The 17,109-nt window shown below is 33.8% G+C and carries 18 protein-coding genes; 8 read left to right on the top strand and 10 right to left on the bottom strand.

The genetic code is table 11. The annotated features are described in order from the left end of the window. Positions 1–279, bottom strand: a 279-nt coding sequence (locus DCO46_RS10025) for an HU family DNA-binding protein (protein ID WP_133244606.1), incomplete at its 3' end; no start/stop codon positions are given. 140 nt (positions 280–419) lie between these two features. Here DCO46_RS10025 and mutY point away from each other — a divergent pair. After that, the gene (gene mutY, locus DCO46_RS10020; protein WP_116752417.1) at positions 420–1,454 is read left to right on the top strand and encodes an A/G-specific adenine glycosylase; all 1,035 of its coding nucleotides are present in this window, start codon (positions 420–422) and stop codon (positions 1,452–1,454) included. A 40-nt stretch (positions 1,455–1,494) separates the two neighbouring features. On the opposite strand, the gene DCO46_RS10015 is transcribed toward mutY, so the two are convergent. Further along, positions 1,495–1,734, bottom strand: a complete 240-nt coding sequence (locus tag DCO46_RS10015) for a hypothetical protein (protein WP_116752416.1) — start codon at positions 1,732–1,734, stop codon at positions 1,495–1,497. 19 nt (positions 1,735–1,753) lie between these two features. Next, positions 1,754–2,092: a DUF2085 domain-containing protein gene (locus DCO46_RS10010; RefSeq protein ID WP_207784961.1), complete on the bottom strand. Its 339-nt coding sequence runs from the start codon at positions 2,090–2,092 to the stop codon at positions 1,754–1,756. Positions 2,093–2,320: 228 nt separating this feature from the next. Here DCO46_RS10010 and DCO46_RS10005 point away from each other — a divergent pair, with 228 nt between their 5' ends. From DCO46_RS10005 to gldD, 3 genes are read left to right on the top strand one after another with little or no spacing between them, the layout of a single operon-like run. Further along, positions 2,321–2,761, top strand: a complete 441-nt coding sequence (locus DCO46_RS10005; protein WP_116752415.1) for a single-stranded DNA-binding protein — start codon at positions 2,321–2,323, stop codon at positions 2,759–2,761. Between the two features lie 23 nt (positions 2,762–2,784). After that, a complete protein-coding gene (locus tag DCO46_RS10000; RefSeq protein ID WP_116752414.1) occupies positions 2,785–4,080 on the top strand; it encodes a gliding motility-associated protein GldE in 1,296 nt (431 codons plus the stop codon). 1 nt (position 4,081) lies between these two features. Beyond that, entirely contained in the window at positions 4,082–4,642 is a 561-nt protein-coding gene (gene gldD, locus DCO46_RS09995) for a gliding motility lipoprotein GldD (protein ID WP_116752413.1), read from the top strand. Positions 4,643–4,696: 54 nt separating this feature from the next. On the opposite strand, the gene DCO46_RS09990 is transcribed toward gldD, so the two are convergent. Beyond that, positions 4,697–5,074: a heavy-metal-associated domain-containing protein gene (locus tag DCO46_RS09990; RefSeq protein ID WP_116752412.1), complete on the bottom strand. Its 378-nt coding sequence runs from the start codon at positions 5,072–5,074 to the stop codon at positions 4,697–4,699. A 101-nt stretch (positions 5,075–5,175) separates the two neighbouring features. On the opposite strand from DCO46_RS09990, the gene DCO46_RS09985 reads away from it, so the two are divergent. Beyond that, positions 5,176–6,054 (top strand): DMT family transporter, encoded by an 879-nt coding sequence (locus DCO46_RS09985; RefSeq protein ID WP_116752411.1) that lies wholly within the window; start codon positions 5,176–5,178, stop codon positions 6,052–6,054. Between the two features lie 102 nt (positions 6,055–6,156). Here the strand turns inward: DCO46_RS09985 and DCO46_RS09980 are convergent, their stop codons facing one another. Further along, positions 6,157–8,205, bottom strand: coding sequence for an insulinase family protein (locus DCO46_RS09980; protein ID WP_207784960.1), 2,049 nt, complete (start codon positions 8,203–8,205; stop codon positions 6,157–6,159). A gap of 10 nt (positions 8,206–8,215) precedes the next feature. Next, on the bottom strand, positions 8,216–9,538 hold the full coding sequence (locus DCO46_RS09975; RefSeq protein ID WP_116752410.1) for a M16 family metallopeptidase: 1,323 nt from the start codon (positions 9,536–9,538) through the stop codon (positions 8,216–8,218). A gap of 275 nt (positions 9,539–9,813) precedes the next feature. On the opposite strand from DCO46_RS09975, the gene rplU reads away from it, so the two are divergent. Both rplU and rpmA read left to right on the top strand, forming a co-directional pair. Then, complete coding sequence (gene rplU / locus DCO46_RS09970; RefSeq protein ID WP_065448104.1) at positions 9,814–10,257, top strand: 50S ribosomal protein L21; 444 nt, start codon at positions 9,814–9,816, stop codon at positions 10,255–10,257. A 24-nt stretch (positions 10,258–10,281) separates the two neighbouring features. After that, the gene (gene rpmA, locus DCO46_RS09965) at positions 10,282–10,542 is read left to right on the top strand and encodes a 50S ribosomal protein L27 (protein ID WP_017497241.1); all 261 of its coding nucleotides are present in this window, start codon (positions 10,282–10,284) and stop codon (positions 10,540–10,542) included. Between the two features lie 271 nt (positions 10,543–10,813). Here the strand turns inward: rpmA and DCO46_RS09960 are convergent, their stop codons facing one another. Together DCO46_RS09960 and DCO46_RS09955 are read right to left on the bottom strand one after the other, a co-directional pair. Further along, entirely contained in the window at positions 10,814–13,543 is a 2,730-nt protein-coding gene (locus tag DCO46_RS09960; RefSeq protein WP_116752409.1) for an AsmA-like C-terminal region-containing protein, read from the bottom strand. 54 nt (positions 13,544–13,597) lie between these two features. Next, positions 13,598–14,179 carry a tRNA-(ms[2]io[6]A)-hydroxylase gene (locus DCO46_RS09955; RefSeq protein WP_035685975.1) on the bottom strand — a complete coding sequence of 194 codons (582 nt, stop codon included), beginning with the start codon at positions 14,177–14,179 and terminating at the stop codon, positions 13,598–13,600. Between the two features lie 112 nt (positions 14,180–14,291). Here DCO46_RS09955 and DCO46_RS09950 point away from each other — a divergent pair, with 112 nt between their 5' ends. Then, positions 14,292–15,536 (top strand): glycosyltransferase family 4 protein, encoded by a 1,245-nt coding sequence (locus DCO46_RS09950; RefSeq protein ID WP_116752408.1) that lies wholly within the window; start codon positions 14,292–14,294, stop codon positions 15,534–15,536. Here DCO46_RS09950 and DCO46_RS09945 read toward each other — a convergent pair. After that, positions 15,533–16,408, bottom strand: coding sequence for a helix-turn-helix domain-containing protein (locus DCO46_RS09945; RefSeq protein WP_116752407.1), 876 nt, complete (start codon positions 16,406–16,408; stop codon positions 15,533–15,535). The genes DCO46_RS09950 and DCO46_RS09945 overlap by 4 nt on opposite strands. Positions 16,409–16,494: 86 nt before the next feature. Beyond that, positions 16,495–17,034: a carboxymuconolactone decarboxylase family protein gene (locus DCO46_RS09940; protein ID WP_116752406.1), complete on the bottom strand. Its 540-nt coding sequence runs from the start codon at positions 17,032–17,034 to the stop codon at positions 16,495–16,497. Positions 17,035–17,109 lie beyond the last annotated feature (75 nt).

Here is a 17,109-nt window from a genome sequence, read left to right as displayed (position 1 = left end):
GTTGTTTGTTTTAACCCCCTCTACAAAAACTTTTGCAGGTTTAAAAGCAGGAATGTTGTGTGCTGGAATTTTAATAGTAGTGTTTTTAGAAATGTTTCTACCTGTTTTTTCAGCTCTGGTTTTTACGATAAAACTACCGAAACCTCTTAGGTAAACATTGTCACCAGTTTCTAATGAAATTTTAACTTCTTCCATGAAACTTTCTACTGTTGCCTGAACGTCTCCTTTTTCAAGACCAAGTTTCTCCGAAATTTTCGCTACGATGTCTGCTTTCGTCATTTTCTTTCCTATTTTATTTTATAAATGATGTACTATTTTTTTGAGTTTGCAAATATAGGAATTAAAAAAATAATTAATCAAGCTAATTCGTTAAATTTTAATTACATAAAGATTTACTTTTGTATTCTAAGAATTTTTATATGATTTTTCATAACCTGTTGATAAAATGGTATTTACAAAACAAACGTGATTTACCATGGAGAAATACCACCAATCCTTACCTAATTTGGCTATCAGAAATTATGTTGCAACAGACACGGGTAGCGCAGGGAATGCCCTATTTTTTTTCCTTTACGAAGGAATTTCCTACGGTGTCTGATCTGGCAAATGCCAATGAAGAGCAGGTTTTGAAACTTTGGCAGGGATTAGGATATTATTCCCGTGCCAGAAATTTGCATAAAACAGCACAATATGTAGCAAATGAGTTAGATGGTATTTTTCCACCTGCATATAAGGATTTATTAAAATTGAAAGGTGTAGGTGAATATACCGCCGCCGCTATTGCCTCTTTTTCTTATAATGAAGCAGTACCCGTTGTAGACGGAAATGTTTTTCGGGTGCTTTCCCGTTACTTTGATATTGAATCTGATATTGCGCTCCCTGCTACAAAAAAAGAATTTACGGAACTTGCATATGAATTAATGCCAAAAGATAATCCGGCGATTTTTAATCAGGCTATTATGGAGTTTGGTGCCTTGCAATGTGTGCCGAAAAATCCTAATTGTGAAATTTGCGTTTTTAATGATAGCTGCGCAGCGCTGCAAAAAAAGAAAGTAAACCTTTTGCCTGTAAAATCTAAAAAGACAAAAGTCACAAACAGATTTTTTAATTATTTGGTTTTAGAGGATGCCCTGGGTAATACACTTATTCAGAAAAGAGAAGCAAAAGGGATCTGGCATAACCTATATGAATTCCCTCTTTTGGAAACCCATGAAATTGTTGATTTTGATTTTGTTTCAAAACAGGTTCAAAATGATATTTTTCCTGACTATACTATAATAGGTATAGAAGAGTATAGTCATGCAACCGTTATTCATAAATTATCACATCAGCATTTGCATATTCAGTTCTGGAAAATCAGAATCACAGAAACCATTACAGAAGGTGTAGATCTCCATCATTTAAAAACATTTCCCTTTCCTATTGTAATTTATAATTTTATAGAAAAGCTATAAAAAAAAGAGGCTTCTAAATCTGGAAGCCTCTTTTGTGTTATTATACGCCTGCAGTAGCGTATCTGATTATCTGTAAAACAATCCCGACTCCAAAACCTATCAGGGCCATATTACAAGCTGATTTTGCTGCAACTGGTTCGTTTTCCTTTTTTACAAAGTAAATGATTGCTCCCGCCAACGGAATACAAAATGATAACACTTTTAATCCAGTGCTTAAATCTTCTTGAGAATTGTCATTTCTTTTTTCAAATTCATTAAAGTTTGAGTTTTCTTCAGACATAGTTATTTATATTTAGTTGTTAATTAAAAATGTGATACTTAAAGAAAAATACAATCCAGTAAGCAATGAAATCTGAGATACCCGCCAGCCCGTAGCCTGCAAGGATTCCAGAAGCAAAACGAAGGAAATTATTGCTTTCTCTATTGCAATAAGCCTGCGTAAGTCCGTCAATTATTGTTGGTAAAACAGCAAGTAAGGCCCAGTATATATCAATTTTTATAAACCATAAAAGGGGTATAAAAATAAAATAGCCCACATAAATGCCAGTGCATCTGGCGCAAAAAGGAAATTGTTTTCCTTTGTAGAAAAAAGATCTTTCGGGTAGTTTATGACAACTGACAAATTCTATTTTTACCATAATCAAAAATACAGTTTTATTTAAATTAACAAAAAAAATCCAATTAAATTCTATCGTAAAATTTATGTTGCTTAATTTTAAAGTTAAGATTAATAAATAAATAAAAGTAAATACTGGTTAATGATTTGAAAAATAGTCATTTTTACTATATCGATATATAAATTTATCGAAAAGCAGGAAATAAATTGCTAAAAAAATGTATCTTTGATAGAAATATCACCAAAAACTATGAACGGAACATTAAATAAAGTGATGCTCATTGGCCATTTGGGCGATGATGTAAAAATGCATTATTTTGATGGAGGAAACTGCATCGGACGTTTTCAGTTGGCAACTAATGAAGTTTATATTAATAAAACGACAAACGAAAAAATAACTTCTACAGAGTGGCATAATCTGGTTGTGCGCAACAAAGCAGCTGAAATTTGTGAAAAATATCTTTCTAAAGGAGATAAAATTTATGTCGAAGGACGCATAAAATCACGCCAGTGGCAAGCAGAAGACGGTGTGACAAAATATACCACCGAAATTCAGGTTACGGAATTTACTTTCCTGACCACCAAAAAAGAAACTACAGGCCATAAGCCAAATTCCGAATCAGAATCAGTAAAAAACACTAACTTTGAAGCCAATAGTGAAGGCTTACCTATAAACGATTTGCCTTTTTGATTGTTTAACTAATTTTTTTCAGTTTGGACCCGGAGCCCAGTTTACTTTTTAGTACAAATCTAGACATCAATTTAATAATTGGTTTTGTCGGAATATTTATTTTGCTGTTTTTATCAGCAATTGTTTCAGGTGCAGAAGTAGCGCTTTTCTCTTTGTCACAAAAAAATATTGATGACACGCTTCACGAAAACAGTTCCAAAGGAAAAATCATTTCTAACCTTTTGGACAGGCCCAAAAAACTTTTAGCAACATTATTGGTAGCCAATAATTTTCTAAATATGGGAGTAGTTATTTTGTTCTCATTTATCGGACAAGATATTTTTTCCAATGTAAATTCTCCCGCTTTAAAATTTATCCTCGAAGTAATTGTCGTAACCTTTTTAATTTTATTATTTGGAGAAGTTTTGCCCAAAGTATATGCAAGCCGTAATAACATAAAATTTGCAAAATGGGTAGCTTACCCGATTGCCTTTTTAGATAAATTACTTTCTCCTATAAGTTTGCCTATGCGCAGTCTTACCTTATATTTGCAGGATAAATTGGGTAAACAGAAAAATAATTTTTCGATAAATCAGTTGTCACAGGCGTTAGAACTTACAGATTCTGACGGAACATCCACAGATGAACAAAAAATTCTCGAAGGGATTGTTTCTTTTGGAAATACAGATACAAAGCAGGTTATGAGCCCGAGGATTGATATTTTTGCTTTGGAAATTTCAGAATCTTTTGAAGCTATTTATCCAAAAATAATCGAAAAAGGATTTTCAAGAATTCCGGTGTACAAAGACAATATTGATCAGATTGAAGGCGTTTTGTTCGTTAAGGATCTTCTTCCGCATATTGATAAAGAAGAATTCGAATGGACATCATTAATCAGAGAAGCTTTTTTTGTTCCGGAAAATAAAAAACTGGATAATCTTTTGAAAGATTTCCAGAGCCTTAAAAGTCATTTGGCTATTGTTGTTGATGAATATGGAGGAACATCAGGATTGGTTTCCTTAGAAGATGTCATCGAAGAGATTGTTGGAGATATAAGCGATGAATTTGATGATGAAAATCTGAACTTCTCTCAAATTGATGAAAAAAACTTTTTGTTTGAAGGCAAAATCAACATGAAGGATTTTTACAGAATTGTCGAAGTTGATGAGGATATTTTTGAATCACATAAAGGAGAAGCGGAAACGCTGGCTGGTTTTATTTTGGAAATCCTTGGTAACTTTCCTAAAAAAGATCAAAAAGTAGCTTTTGAAAATTGTGTTTTTACAATTGAAACAGTTGATAAAAAACGCGTAAAACAAATAAAAGTAACATTAGAATAAAATGCTTAAAAAAATAATTTCGACTATAATTGTTTTGTTAATATTTACACTTTTGAGTTGTAAAAACGATGTCTTACCTAAGCCATCAAGTTATCTGCGTTTAGATTATCCCGAAGCAACTTATGTAAACTTTGAGAATAATTGCCCGTTTACTTTTCAAATGAATGAGGGTGCTGTGATTAAAGGTGAAAAAAATTGCGGATTTGCAATCACTTACCCGAAGATGAAAGCAACCATTTACCTAACCTATAAACCGGTGAATAATAATATTGAAAAATTATTAAAAGACGCTCAAAAACTAACCTATGAGCATGTTATAAAAGCTGATGATATCTTAGAACAGCCTTATTTAAACCCCGAAAAAAAGGTTTACGGTATGTTTTATCAGGTGGATGGAAATGCGGCAACAAACTCACAATTTTACGTGACAGACAGTACAAAACATTTCATAACCGGATCGGTTTACTTTTATGCCAAACCAAATTTTGATTCTATTATGCCGGCCGCAAGTTATATCAAAAATGATATGAGACAATTGATGGAAACACTCAAGTGGAAATAAATAAGTATAAAAAAGCATCCGATTTGGATGCTTTTTTATTTTTTGTGATTTCGGTTATGATTTCATGTTCGAAACTTTATATGTTTTTCCGTCTCCGGTTTCCTGAACAACTTTTGTTAGGTTTTCCGGGTTTTGAATAGTTTTATCAAATGTAACGGTTGCGGTTTTTTTATCAAAATCAACAGTTGCTTTGTCGACGCCGTCAAGGTTTGTCAGTTCTTCTTCAATAGTTTTTGCACATCCAACAGCACAAGTCATTCCGTCGATTGTAAAACTTGCTGTCTGAAGATTTTCCGGAGCAATAGCCTTGTGTTCTTTAGGAGCACTTTTTTCTGCATTTACAACCTGAAGGCTTTTGTCTTCTTCTTTTTTGCAGCCAACAAACACTAAGCCGGCAATTGTTGCAGCGATTAAGATTTTTGAAATTTTCATTATATATAAGTTTTAAATTGCGATTAACTTTCTTGCAAAATTAATAAAAAACGAGTGGTCAGTTCATAAAAATAGTACAAATTTGCAGTAAAACAAAGCTTATGGATACAAGACAGCTAAAGTGGATTTATTTATTGTTGCTTTCACTTATTTGGGGAAGCTCATTTATTCTTATAAAAAGAGGATTGGTAGGCCTTACTGCTATTCAGGTAGGTTCTTTCCGGATTATTTTTGCAGCCTTGTTCCTTCTCATTGTGGGTTTTAAAAGTTTAAAGAAAATCTCGCGCCAGCAATGGAAATTTGTTGCTCTTACTTCGGTTTTTGGAACCTGTATTCCGGCCTATTTTTTTGCCATTGCAGAGACAGAAGTAGATAGTTCTATTGTTGCGATTTTAAATTCCCTTACTCCTCTGAACACATTAATTTTAGGGATTATCTTTTTTGGGCTTCAGTTTCAGAAAAAACAGGTACTGGGGGTTTTTGTTGGGTTAATAGGTTGTTTGTTACTGGTATTAAGCGGTGCATCTGCACACCCCGGACAGAATTATTATTATGTTGTTCTGGTTGTGATTGCCACGCTTTGTTATGCTATAAATGTCAATTTAATTAAGAGATATTTATCAGATTTGAATTCGGTTAGCATTACAACAGGGAACTTTACTGTGCTTCTTCTTCCTGCCCTGATTATTTTATCTACAACCGATATTAGCCAGAAAGTACATTTTGAGACTGCTCAGTATTCTATTTTCTTTGTTATGATTCTTGGAATTCTGGGAACCGGAATTGCCAACATTGTCTTTTTTAAACTGATACAAATGTCTTCTCCTGTGTTTGCAACATCGGTAACATATTTGATTCCGATAGTAGCATTTTTCTGGGGATTACTGGATAATGAAATGCTTACAAGAACTCAGTTTTTTGGTGCATTTGTCATTTTGATAGGAGTTTATTTATCGGCTAAAAAAGAAAAAGCGAAATAATAAATTCCATTTAGTATTTAAAAAAAGCTCTGTCAAAGTCGAAAACTTTGACAGAGCTTTTTTTAAACTTAGCAACTTAGTGTCTTAGAATCTTAGCATCTTTTAAAGAAAATCTACATCAGAAACTCCTTCATTTATTTTGATTTCAGACATTTTGATATCTAGTTCAAACCCGGCATTCTGAACAATATTGAAAGGAACTTTTACTCCTTTTACCTCTTTATAATCATTAAAGTAAGTGGTTTGTGTAGTCGATTGTCCACTTTGTTCTTTTACTTTTAATTTAGCTACTTTCAGACCGGATTTTACATCATAATAATAAACCGTTTTACCGTCTTTTATAGAATAAGCGTCTTTGCCGTTTATTGGTTCAATACCATTAATTTTCAGGTCAGTTCTTTTGCTTAGGCGTAATTCCTCAAAAGGAGCCGCGCTTGCTTTCATTTCGGCTAGATCATCTCCTTCAAGATTTTTGCGTTGACCTTGCTGTTCAATATAAGCTCCTTTGTCATTTACAACCTGTTTCATCAAAGGCATGCTTCCCATATTAAGCGAAACCAACATTTTTCCTTTCGAATCCAGTTTTGATGTGAAACTTAAGGGAGAAGGCGCCTGAGGAATTGTTGTAGTTCCAATCATGGCTAGTGTTTTTACTCCGGCAACAGCTTTTTCGCCGCCGATTGCCTTAAGGTAGTTTTCAAAAACACTTTGGGCTGTAATTCCGGCCGGAGCTTCTTTTTTAGTAACAGGTTTCTCAATTGGATTTCCGTATTTATCATAATAAAAAATTGGAATCTGGAGTTTTTCTAATCCTGCAATTACTTCAGAACCTTTTCCGACAACTACGATACGCATATTATCCAAAGGAAAATATTTATTAGACACACGATAAATATCGTCAGCAGTAACATTGTTAATTGTCTGAATGTATTTTTCGTAAAAATCAGCAGGAAGTTTTTCGGTTTCAATGTTTAATGCATAACGGGCAACAGCCTGCGGTTTTTCAACCTGCATTACAAATCTTCCGATGTAGCCGGCTTTTACGTTTTTTAATACATCTTCAGAAACTTTTTCAGTTCTGATTCTTTTAATTTCTTTTACAAATTCAGCAACTGCGCTATCTGTAACAGCATTTCTAACTGCAGATGACGCTTTAAATTTGGTAACATATTTTCCGCTTCCAATATTTGAGTTTGCTCCGTATGTCCAGGCGTGTTGTTCGCGCAGATTCATGTTTAAATAACTGTTGAAATCTCCTCCCAGGATTTGATTGGCAATTACAGCAGGGAAAAAATCAGGGTCACTCATTTTTAAGTTTACGGTATTAACTAATGAAATTTCAGACTGAACAGCGTTCGGAACATCTACAAAGTCAATTTGAAGTTTAGCAACATTTTTTGGATCCGGATAGGAATTTTTTGGAGCGGCCTGTTTTTTCCATCCGCCAAAAAGTTTTTCTACAGCCGCTTTTGTTTCTTTAAATTTAATGTCTCCAATAATAACCAAATAAGCATTTTCGGGTACAAAATAGGTTACATAATTGCTCTGAACGTCAGCAAGAGTTACGTTTTTTACTGTTTCTTCAGAAAGATATTCTCCAGACGGATGATTTTTTCCAAATGTTAAAACATCGACAACGCGGTTTGCAATGGCAGGAACGCTTTTTTCATCGGCTTTAAGGCCTTCTAATAATTTTGCTTTTTCCTTATCAAATTCAGTTTGAGTAAAATTAGGCTGTAAGGCACCTTCTGCCAAAAGCTCTAAAACACGGCCTGAATATTTTGAAAGTGAACTTGCATAAGCTCCCTGCGAAGTAAAATTGATCTGAGCACCATAAAAATCAATTTCCTCATTAAAAGCTTCTTTTGCTGTTTTTTTAGTGCCATTTCCAATCAGGCTGCTGGTCAGTTCGTCAACGCCTTTTTTGTTTCCTTCAGTAAAAGGAGCGTTGTCTAAAGTAAGGTTGAAACTTACTCTTGGTAATTTATGATTTTCAACTACCAAAACCTTCATACCATTTGCCAAAACAAAAGTTTGTGGTTTTTTGATATTGACTACTGGTGAGTTTCCTGGTTTTGGTTGTGGACGATCTTGTGCTTGCATAATTCCGGTAAGGAATAAAAGGATTAAAACTGGATATATTTTTTTCATGATTCGATTCTTAGTTTTGAACTTTTGTTGAAGGAACATAATCTAAAATTAAACGCTGATTAGGGTTCAGATACTTTTTGGCAACCTCTCTGATTTCTTCTCTCGTAATAGAATGATAAAGATCGATTTCTGTATTGATAAGATTTACATCTCCATAAAGTAAATAATAAGAAGCCAGGTTTTCTGCGATTCCTTCAACGCTGGAATTTGCATTCACAAAGTTGTTATCGAATTTGTTTTGTAATTTTTCATAATCTTTTTCAGAAATCAGGTCAGTCTGGATTTTTACAATTTCCTCATCCATTTCTTTTAAGATATCTGCTGTGGTGTAACTTCCCATTGGCAGGCCATACAGAATATAGGTCCCGTAATCTTCCTGACTGAAACCTACTGCACCAATCTGAAGGGCCATTTTCTTATCATCAACAATTTTCTTGTATAATTTTGAGCTTTTTCCATCACTCAGGTAGGAAGAAATTAAATCTAAAACCCTGGCATCTCTGGTTTTCATTGAAGGTGTTCTGTAAGAAGCTACAATCATCGGAATCTGAATGTTCGGATCTTCGTAAGTTGCTTTTATTGTTTGTGTAATTGGTTCTTCCGTATACGTTTGTTTTGTTACAACTTTGCCTTTAGGGATTGGCCCAAAATATTTCTGGATCCATTCTTTGGTTTTCGTTTTATCAAAATCTCCGGCAACAACCAGAACGGCATTGTTAGGAGTGTAGAATTTTTTGTTGAAAGCCTGAAATTCTTCGAGAGTTGCCGCATCCAAATCTTTCATGGAACCAATAGTTGTCCATCGATAAGGATGATTTTTGAACATGTTTTTCTTTACCTCCGGCAAAATATTTCCATAAGGCTGATTGTCATAACGCATTCTTTTTTCTTCTTTTACCACTTCATTTTGCGTATCAACACCAATCTTATTTATAATAGGATGCATTAATCGCTCAGATTCCATCCATAAACCAAGTTCCAGGCTGTTGGAGGGGAAAACTTCATAATAATATGTTCTGTCATCAGAAGTATTGGCGTTGTTTACACCCCCATTTGCTGTGACGATTTTCATCCATTCACCGCGTTTTATATTTTGTGTTCCTTCAAATAATAAATGTTCAAAAAAGTGCGCAAATCCCGTTCGGTCCGGACGTTCGTCCTTAGACCCTACATGATACATTACAGAAGTAATTACTACCGGGGCAGAGGGGTCGTTGTGCAGGATAACATGCATGCCGTTATCTAAATTGTATTCTTCAAAAACTACTTTTTGAGCATGAGCTACTCCGCCAAGCATTAGTGCCGCGCTTAACATCATTATTGAATTTTTCATAAAGATTAATAAATTTAAATACCTAATAAAATAGTAGGTAGCCAAGAGTTAATTATAGTTACATCAAAAATAACTTTTTTTAATTACCATTTAGAGGTTTATCTTTGTTTTGAGTACAATTTAACAATCTTTTACCTCAAATTGAAGGTGAAATTTTCTTAAAAAACCTTGAAAAACAGTGGTTAAACTACTTAAAATATTTTTAGTATAAGAGATTGCACAGTAAATTATTAATTGTATATTTGCAACCTTAAAAATCAATAAATCAATTTGGTATGTATGCAATCGTAGAGATAGCAGGGCAACAATTTAAAGTAAGCAAAGACTTAAAGGTTTATGTTAACCGTTTGTCTAACGAAGAAGGTTCAAGTATTTCATTTGACAAAGTTCTTTTATTAGACGATAACGGAAGCGTAACTTTAGGCGCCCCAGCTATAGAAGGTGCTTCAGTAGAAGCTAAAGTGTTACAACACTTAAAAGGAGATAAAGTAATCGTTTTCAAAAAGAAAAGAAGAAAAGGTTACAAAAAGAGAAATGGTCACAGACAATATCTTACTCAAATTGTAATTGAAGGTATTACTGCAGCAGGTGGAACTAAAAAAGCAGCAGCTAAAAAAGCAGTTGTAGCAGAAGATGCTCCGGCAACTGAAGTTGAAGCAGCTCCAAAAGCGAAAAAAGCAGCAGCTCCAAAAGCAAAAAAAGAAGCTACTAAAGAATAATAACAATATTTAAACTCATACGTCATGGCTCACAAGAAAGGTGTCGGTAGTTCGAAGAATGGTAGAGAATCAGAATCAAAACGTTTAGGCGTTAAGATTTTTGGTGGTCAAGCTGCTATTGCTGGGAACATCATCGTTAGACAAAGAGGTTCAAAACATAATCCAGGTGAAAACGTTTACATCAGTAAAGATCACACACTACACGCAAGAGTAGCTGGAGTTGTTAAGTTCCAAAAGAAAAAAGATAACAAATCTTATGTATCTATCCTTCCATTCGAAGCATAATCATTAGATTACTTATTACAAAACCCGTTCAGAAATGAACGGGTTTTTTGTTTTTGTTATGTGTCATACTGACGGAGGAAGGATTACAATAGAAATTTGGTAAAGATTGACGACTTTGATTGCGGAATTCCTTGTGTGATCCTTCCTTCGTCAGGATGACAGTGTTGCGCTCTGTTGTAAACGAAAAAGCCCTTTGTCAAAGTTTTAAACTTTGACAAAGGGCTGTATAATAAAAATTGGAATTTGGAGTTTCCAGAATTGGAATTTTCCTTTATTCTGTATCTTTAGTTTCTTCCAGATCTTCTGTTTTTCTTCCTACTTTTACTTTAGGATTATCCTGAGTTCCGGTCACAGTAAGCGGAATTCCAAATATTCCTAAAGGAGGTAATCCTAAACGCATTTTTAAGTTCAGTTTTCCGTCAAGACTTGTTGTGCCTTCAATTCTTGGTCTAAAGCCGGCAAACTTAAATTTAAAGCGTTCTACCGTCATTATGTTGTTCTTGATTGTAGTTTTGATATCCACTTTTGAAACATCAGGATTTTTCATCGACTCAGAACTTGTTTGTTTGCTCACGGCATTAAACATTTTTAATCCTCTCACTTTTACATCTTTTACAGAAAGAGTTCCGCCTCCAACTAAAGAAGGATAAACAGGTTCCATATTCCCGTTCAGGCGACCTTTTAATTGATAATCAAGAGAAACAATTCCCTGAGCTTTTTCGGCAGCACTTGCCATTTTCCTGAAGACTTCGACTTCATTATAAGCTCTTTTGATATCGAAATCAGAAGCTTTAATGTTATAGTCGAAATTTGCTTTTTGAGGCGTTACTGCCAGATAATTGCCATTCATTATGACGTTACAGCCAATCAAATTAAAGCCGGTGTTTTGCATTGTCAGCTTACCTTTGTTCATTTTTAAATTTCCGGAAGCATTTTGAAGATTCAATTTATCGAAATTTACTTTCTGAGCATTTGCGGTCAATTGCACATTCAGATTGGCAGGAATTATAATTACTCCGGTTGATTTTGCTTCGGGCTGTGCTGCTGAAGCATCGGCTGTTGTTTTCGACATAAATTCATCAATATTGATGTATCTTGACGAAACTTTAAAAGATCCTCTTAAAATACCGGTTTTGCTTGTTGCATAATTAAACACATTTTGTAAATAGCCATTCATTGTAAAATCAGATTGCCCGTAAGCAGCCAAAAAGTTATTGAATGTCATTTTATCCTGATTGATTTTAAAAATACCTTCTTTGATGATAAATTTTTGAGGCAGATATTCAGAAGCAATTCCGATGTTTCTAAGTTCCAGGGTTCCTTTATTGTTTAGTTTGCTGTAATTGCCTTTTTCGGCATCGCTTTGTCTGCCTTTCAATGCTAAATCTGCTTTTACGTAACCGTCTAAATTAAGTCCCTTTTGAGCAAAAACTTTGTAAATTTTGTTTACATCAAGTTCTCCTTTTGCTTTTACGTCATAATTTAAATCATTAAAATTACTTAAATCAGCCTGTACAAAAACAGGTTTTCCTTCAAAAGTAAACTGAACAGGTTTCAGGCTAATTTTTAAATCCTGAAAAGTTCCTTTTTGGTTTTCAATTTTGGTTTTTACTACGATGTTAGTAATTGGATTTGGGTAATATTTTGTCTTTAAATAACCATTCTTCAGGTCAATATTTCCATTTGTAACAGGAAAAAGCTTGTTCTTTTGATCAAATTTACCTTTTGCATTAATGTCTCCGATTAAACTTCCTTTTAAAGTCAGGTCAGGAATTCCAAGACCTCTGTTTAGTTTTTCAAGATCAATTTTGGCTTTAAAATCAGCATTGATATCTGGTGTAGCCAGGCCTTTCATGTAAAACTTTGATTTTAAATAATCCTTGTTAATATTTAAAGATAGATTTTTAGCATCAACAATCAGAAGATCAGGATTTAAAGAAGGTACAGTTGTTTTAATTTCAAAATTTAAATTCGAAACCGGAAAAGCACTTTTATTATAATTTACAAAACCATTTTCCAGCTTTAAATCCAAATTCAAATCTGGCGCAACATGCTGTGAGGCAATATAATTTCCTTTTAAGGTTAAAAGGAGGTTGGTATTTCCTTTTAATTCTGTTTTAGAAAGCCAGGTAATATATTTTGGAGGAAATGCAGTAAAAACATCGTATAGATCACTGTTGTCCGATTTTAAGACAAGATCCATATTATATCCATCTTTAAGGAAATCAAATTTTCCTTTAAAATCGACCAAAAGCTGATTGATTTTTAAATTGTTCTGTTCAAAAACGAAAGATAAGGAGTTGACATTTACTTTGGTAATTAAGTCAGCATCAATCTGTTTATTCATTAAATAGGGTTCGCCTTCATAAACAATATTTAATTTTTCAATTTTGGCTTTTGAGTACAAGTCAAAAATCGATTTATCCAGATTTCCTTTCCCTAAATAATTAAAACTAAAAGCATCAAAATGAACTTTGGTAGATTGGTCATCATAAACAATTTTGCTGTTTATAATTTCGATTCTTTCCAGTTTTAAGGCTGTATCTGTGCTGTCTTTAGATTTTGGGGTTTGTGCAGATGATTTGTAAACGTTATAATTGGCTTCTCCTTTTTCATTTACTTTTACATCAATAGACGAGTCAGAAAGATAAATCTGGTCGATTTTTACAGATTTGCTAAAAATTAAACTAGCGACATCTATTCCGAAAGAAACCTCTTTTGCAGTAATAAAAGGTTGGTCTTTATAAGGTGCAGACCCGTTTAGCTTTAAGTCATTTAAAGTTAAGGTTAATGACGGAAAATGACGGAAAAAAGAAACGGAAACATCAGAATAATTTAGTTCGGCACTTAATCTTTCATTAGCAGTTTTTTTAATCTGATCTTTAATCTGATCTGCAAAAACGATTGGGGTTAAAAACAATAATCCTAAAATAACGGCAAACGTTATTCCGACGTATTTGGCAATTTTAAATACGATCGATCTGGATTTATTTTTTGACATAACAGGTTTTGTTAAAATTGAATTTTATAAAGTAAATGGGAAAATGGCAAAAAATTATCCGTGAACGGTTTCACTTTTTCCATAATTAGTAATAATTGAACCTTCGTATTCAATCCATTCTTTCCAGCGTTTGTCAATATCTATATTGTCTGTATATTTTCTGGCGAATCCTAAAAAAGTTGTATAATGTCCGGCTTCAGAAATCATTAAATCGCGATAAAATTTGGCCAGTTCTTCGTCTTTTATGTTTTCAGAAAGTACTTTAAAACGCTCACAGCTTCTTGCTTCTATCATGGCTGAAAAAAGTAAACGGTCGCAAAGAGCATCTTTACGGCTTCCGTCTTTCTTCATAAATTTAAAAAGCTCATTCACATAATGATCTTTTCTCTCCCGTCCCAAAGTCAGTCCTCTTTTTTTTATTATATCATGAACCATTTGCAAATGCTCTAACTCTTCTCGGGCTATTACGAGCATTTCGGTTACTAGTTCCTCTAATTCAGAGTTATACGTAACTAAGCTGATGGCGTTTGAAGCTGCCTTCTGCTCACACCAGGCGTGATCCGTTAAAATTTCTTCGATATTTGATTCGACTATATTTACCCAGCGCGGATCCGTAGCTAATTTTAATCCTAACATAATTATTGCAGATTTATATTTTGCAAAATTAGTTCTTTTTTATCACGTAAAATCAGGAAATATGGTGTAATTACGCGTAAAAAACCATTATTTTGTAGTTCAAAGAATCAAAATGAATCAAACAAAAAAACTTTTAATAATTGGTTTTGTCTGGCCCGAACCAAATTCGTCTGCGGCTGGCGGGAGAATGATGCAGTTAATTTCTGTTTTTAAGGAAAATGGATTTGAAATTACATTTGCAAGCCCGGCTTTAGACAGTGATTTTATGGTTGATTTGGCAGTGTTTGGAGTCGGGAAAAAATCAATCGAATTAAATAGTTCCAGTTTTGATGATTATATCACTGGATTAAATCCTGACGTTGTTTTGTTTGATCGTTTTATGATTGAAGAACAGTTTGGATGGCGTGTTGCAGAAAATTGCCCAAAAGCAATTCGAATACTCGATACTGAGGATTTACACTGTTTAAGAACGGCAAGGCAAAAAGCTTTTAAAGAAAAAAGAACTTTTGAGTTATTTGATTTATTATCGGAAGAAGTGGCAAAGCGCGAAATTGCAAGTATTTTAAGATGTGATTTATCTTTGATTATTTCTGGGTTTGAAATGAAAATTCTAAATGATATTTTTAAAATTGATTCCAAATTACTGTTTTATCTACCTTTTTTGACGGATGAAATGAACGAAAGCGATCTTCTGAACCTGCCTTTGTTTGAAGACCGTGAGGATTTCGTTTTTATTGGGAATTTTCTTCACGAACCCAACTGGAATACGGTTCAGCATCTTAAAGAAACCGTTTGGGCTTTCATCAGAAAAGATTTTCCGGAAGCAGTTTTAAAAGTTTATGGTGCTTATCCGTCGCAAAAAGTATTGCAATTACATCAGCCTAAAGAAGGTTTTTTTATCATGGGAAGAGCTGCTGATGCAAACGAAATTGTAAAAAAAGCAAAGGTGGTTCTGGCTCCGATTCGGTTTGGTGCAGGTTTAAAAGGAAAGCTTTTAGAAGCCATTCAATGCGGTACTCCTAGTGTTACTACAGAAACAGGAGCAGAAGCAATGCATGCCGATTTACCCTGGAATGGCTTTATTACCAATGATATGGAACTTTTTGCTAAACAGGCTGTTGCCTTATATCAGGATAAAAATCTTTGGAAACAATCTCAGAAAAATGGAATTGCGATTGTAAATGCATGTTATCAAAAAAGCAAATTTGCTTCAGTTTTGATAAATATAGTAAATGATTTAATGAGTGATTCTGAAAATCACCGACTTCATAATTTTATGGGAAGCCTTCTTCAGCATCATACTTTAAAAAGCACCAAATACATGTCAAAGTGGATTGAAGCGAAAAATAAAAATTAAACCATTTTTCCAAATCCGACAGTTTCACGATACAATTGAGGCGAAACATCTGCATTAGTCTTAAAGAACCGACTGAAATAATGTTCGTCATCATAACCCAGTTCGTATGCAATTTCCTTGACCGTTTTATTGGTCATATACAATTCTCTTTTTGCTTCAATAATAATTCTTTCGGCAATAAGATCAGTAAGGGTTTTGTTAAAGTAATTCTTGGATAATTTAGCTAAGGCTTTAGCCGAAATGTTAAGCAATTCAGCATAATTTCCGGCTGAATGTTTGGTTTTGAAATGATCTTCAATAGCGTCTTTTAGATTTTGTAAAATAAAAGGTTCTTTAGAATCCGGAAACGATTTTAACTCTTCTAATTGCTCATTTTTTAATCTGGAAGCGGTGATTAAAAATATTTTCAGATACGAAATCAATAATTCGTATTGAGCCAGTTCTGCATTTTGTATTTCGGTTTTCATCTGGGCGATTACCATCTCAAAAGTAGCTTTTGCCTGATCAGTAATTTTGGTAAATGGCGGCTGATATACATTATTAAACAAAACCCCATTGCAGGAAACCTCTTTTTGATGCATGTGAATACAGTAAAAATCAGGATGAAAATGAATTGCAATTCCCTGAATATCCTCTTTTGTACAAATCATAAAAGGCTGATACGGAGAGAAGGCGAGGAGTGAACCTTCTTCAAATTGATGTTCTGCAAAATCAGCTTTTACTTTTCCGTTGCCTTTGATTACCCAGATTAGGGAAAAATAATTATTACGCTGAATATGATCAAAATGGCTGTTATCTTCGAACGAAAGAAGTTTAAAAGCCAGATTTCCATTTTGTGGATTTATTAAAGTAAAAGCATTTTGGTTGCTCATAATCTGAATTGTTTAGGTAAAGATAAAGATAGTTACGAAATGAATCATAACTATCTTTGTGAGAGTGTTGTGTTGTTTTTTTTGGATTATACAGCCTGAACTACAGGGAAATCAATTTCTGTATTTGCGGTATTGTTGAAGTAGTTTGTAAATACATTCAGTCCTACGTGAGCAATGACTTCTGAAATTTCCGCATCTGTTGCGCCTGCATTTCTTACTGCTGTAACATCCTGATCGTTTACTAATCCGTTTTTACTGATTAATGTTTTTGCGAATTGTAAAATTCCTGCTGTTTTTTCATCTGCAGAATTTCCTGTTCTTGCATTGTGTAATACTTCCGGGTCTGCTTTTACTAATTTCTCGCCAATGAAAGTGTGAGCAGCTAAACAATAATCACAAGAGTTGCTTTCTGAAACTGCTAAGGCAATTAATTCTCCTGTTTTTGCGCTTAATTTTCCGTGGCTTAAAGCGCCGCTTAAATTTAAATATCCTTCAAGAACCGCAGGAGAATTCCCCATCGTTCTCATCATATTCGGAACTACTCCTAATTTTGCCTGTACAGCGTTGAATAAATCTTTAGTTTTTCCTATTACTTCTTCCGGGTTTAATGCTGTTAATCGTGTCATTTTATTTAATTTTTATGTTATTAATTTGTTGTTGTCTTTTGACATTACAAAGTTGCAACGATTACAGATTTTAGA

The organism is Flavobacterium sp. HTF, assembly GCF_003105115.1.
Taxonomy (GTDB): Bacteria; Bacteroidota; Bacteroidia; order Flavobacteriales; family Flavobacteriaceae; genus Flavobacterium.
The sequence above is the reverse complement of the archived record's forward strand: the minus strand, read 5'-3'. Positions and strand labels throughout refer to the sequence as shown.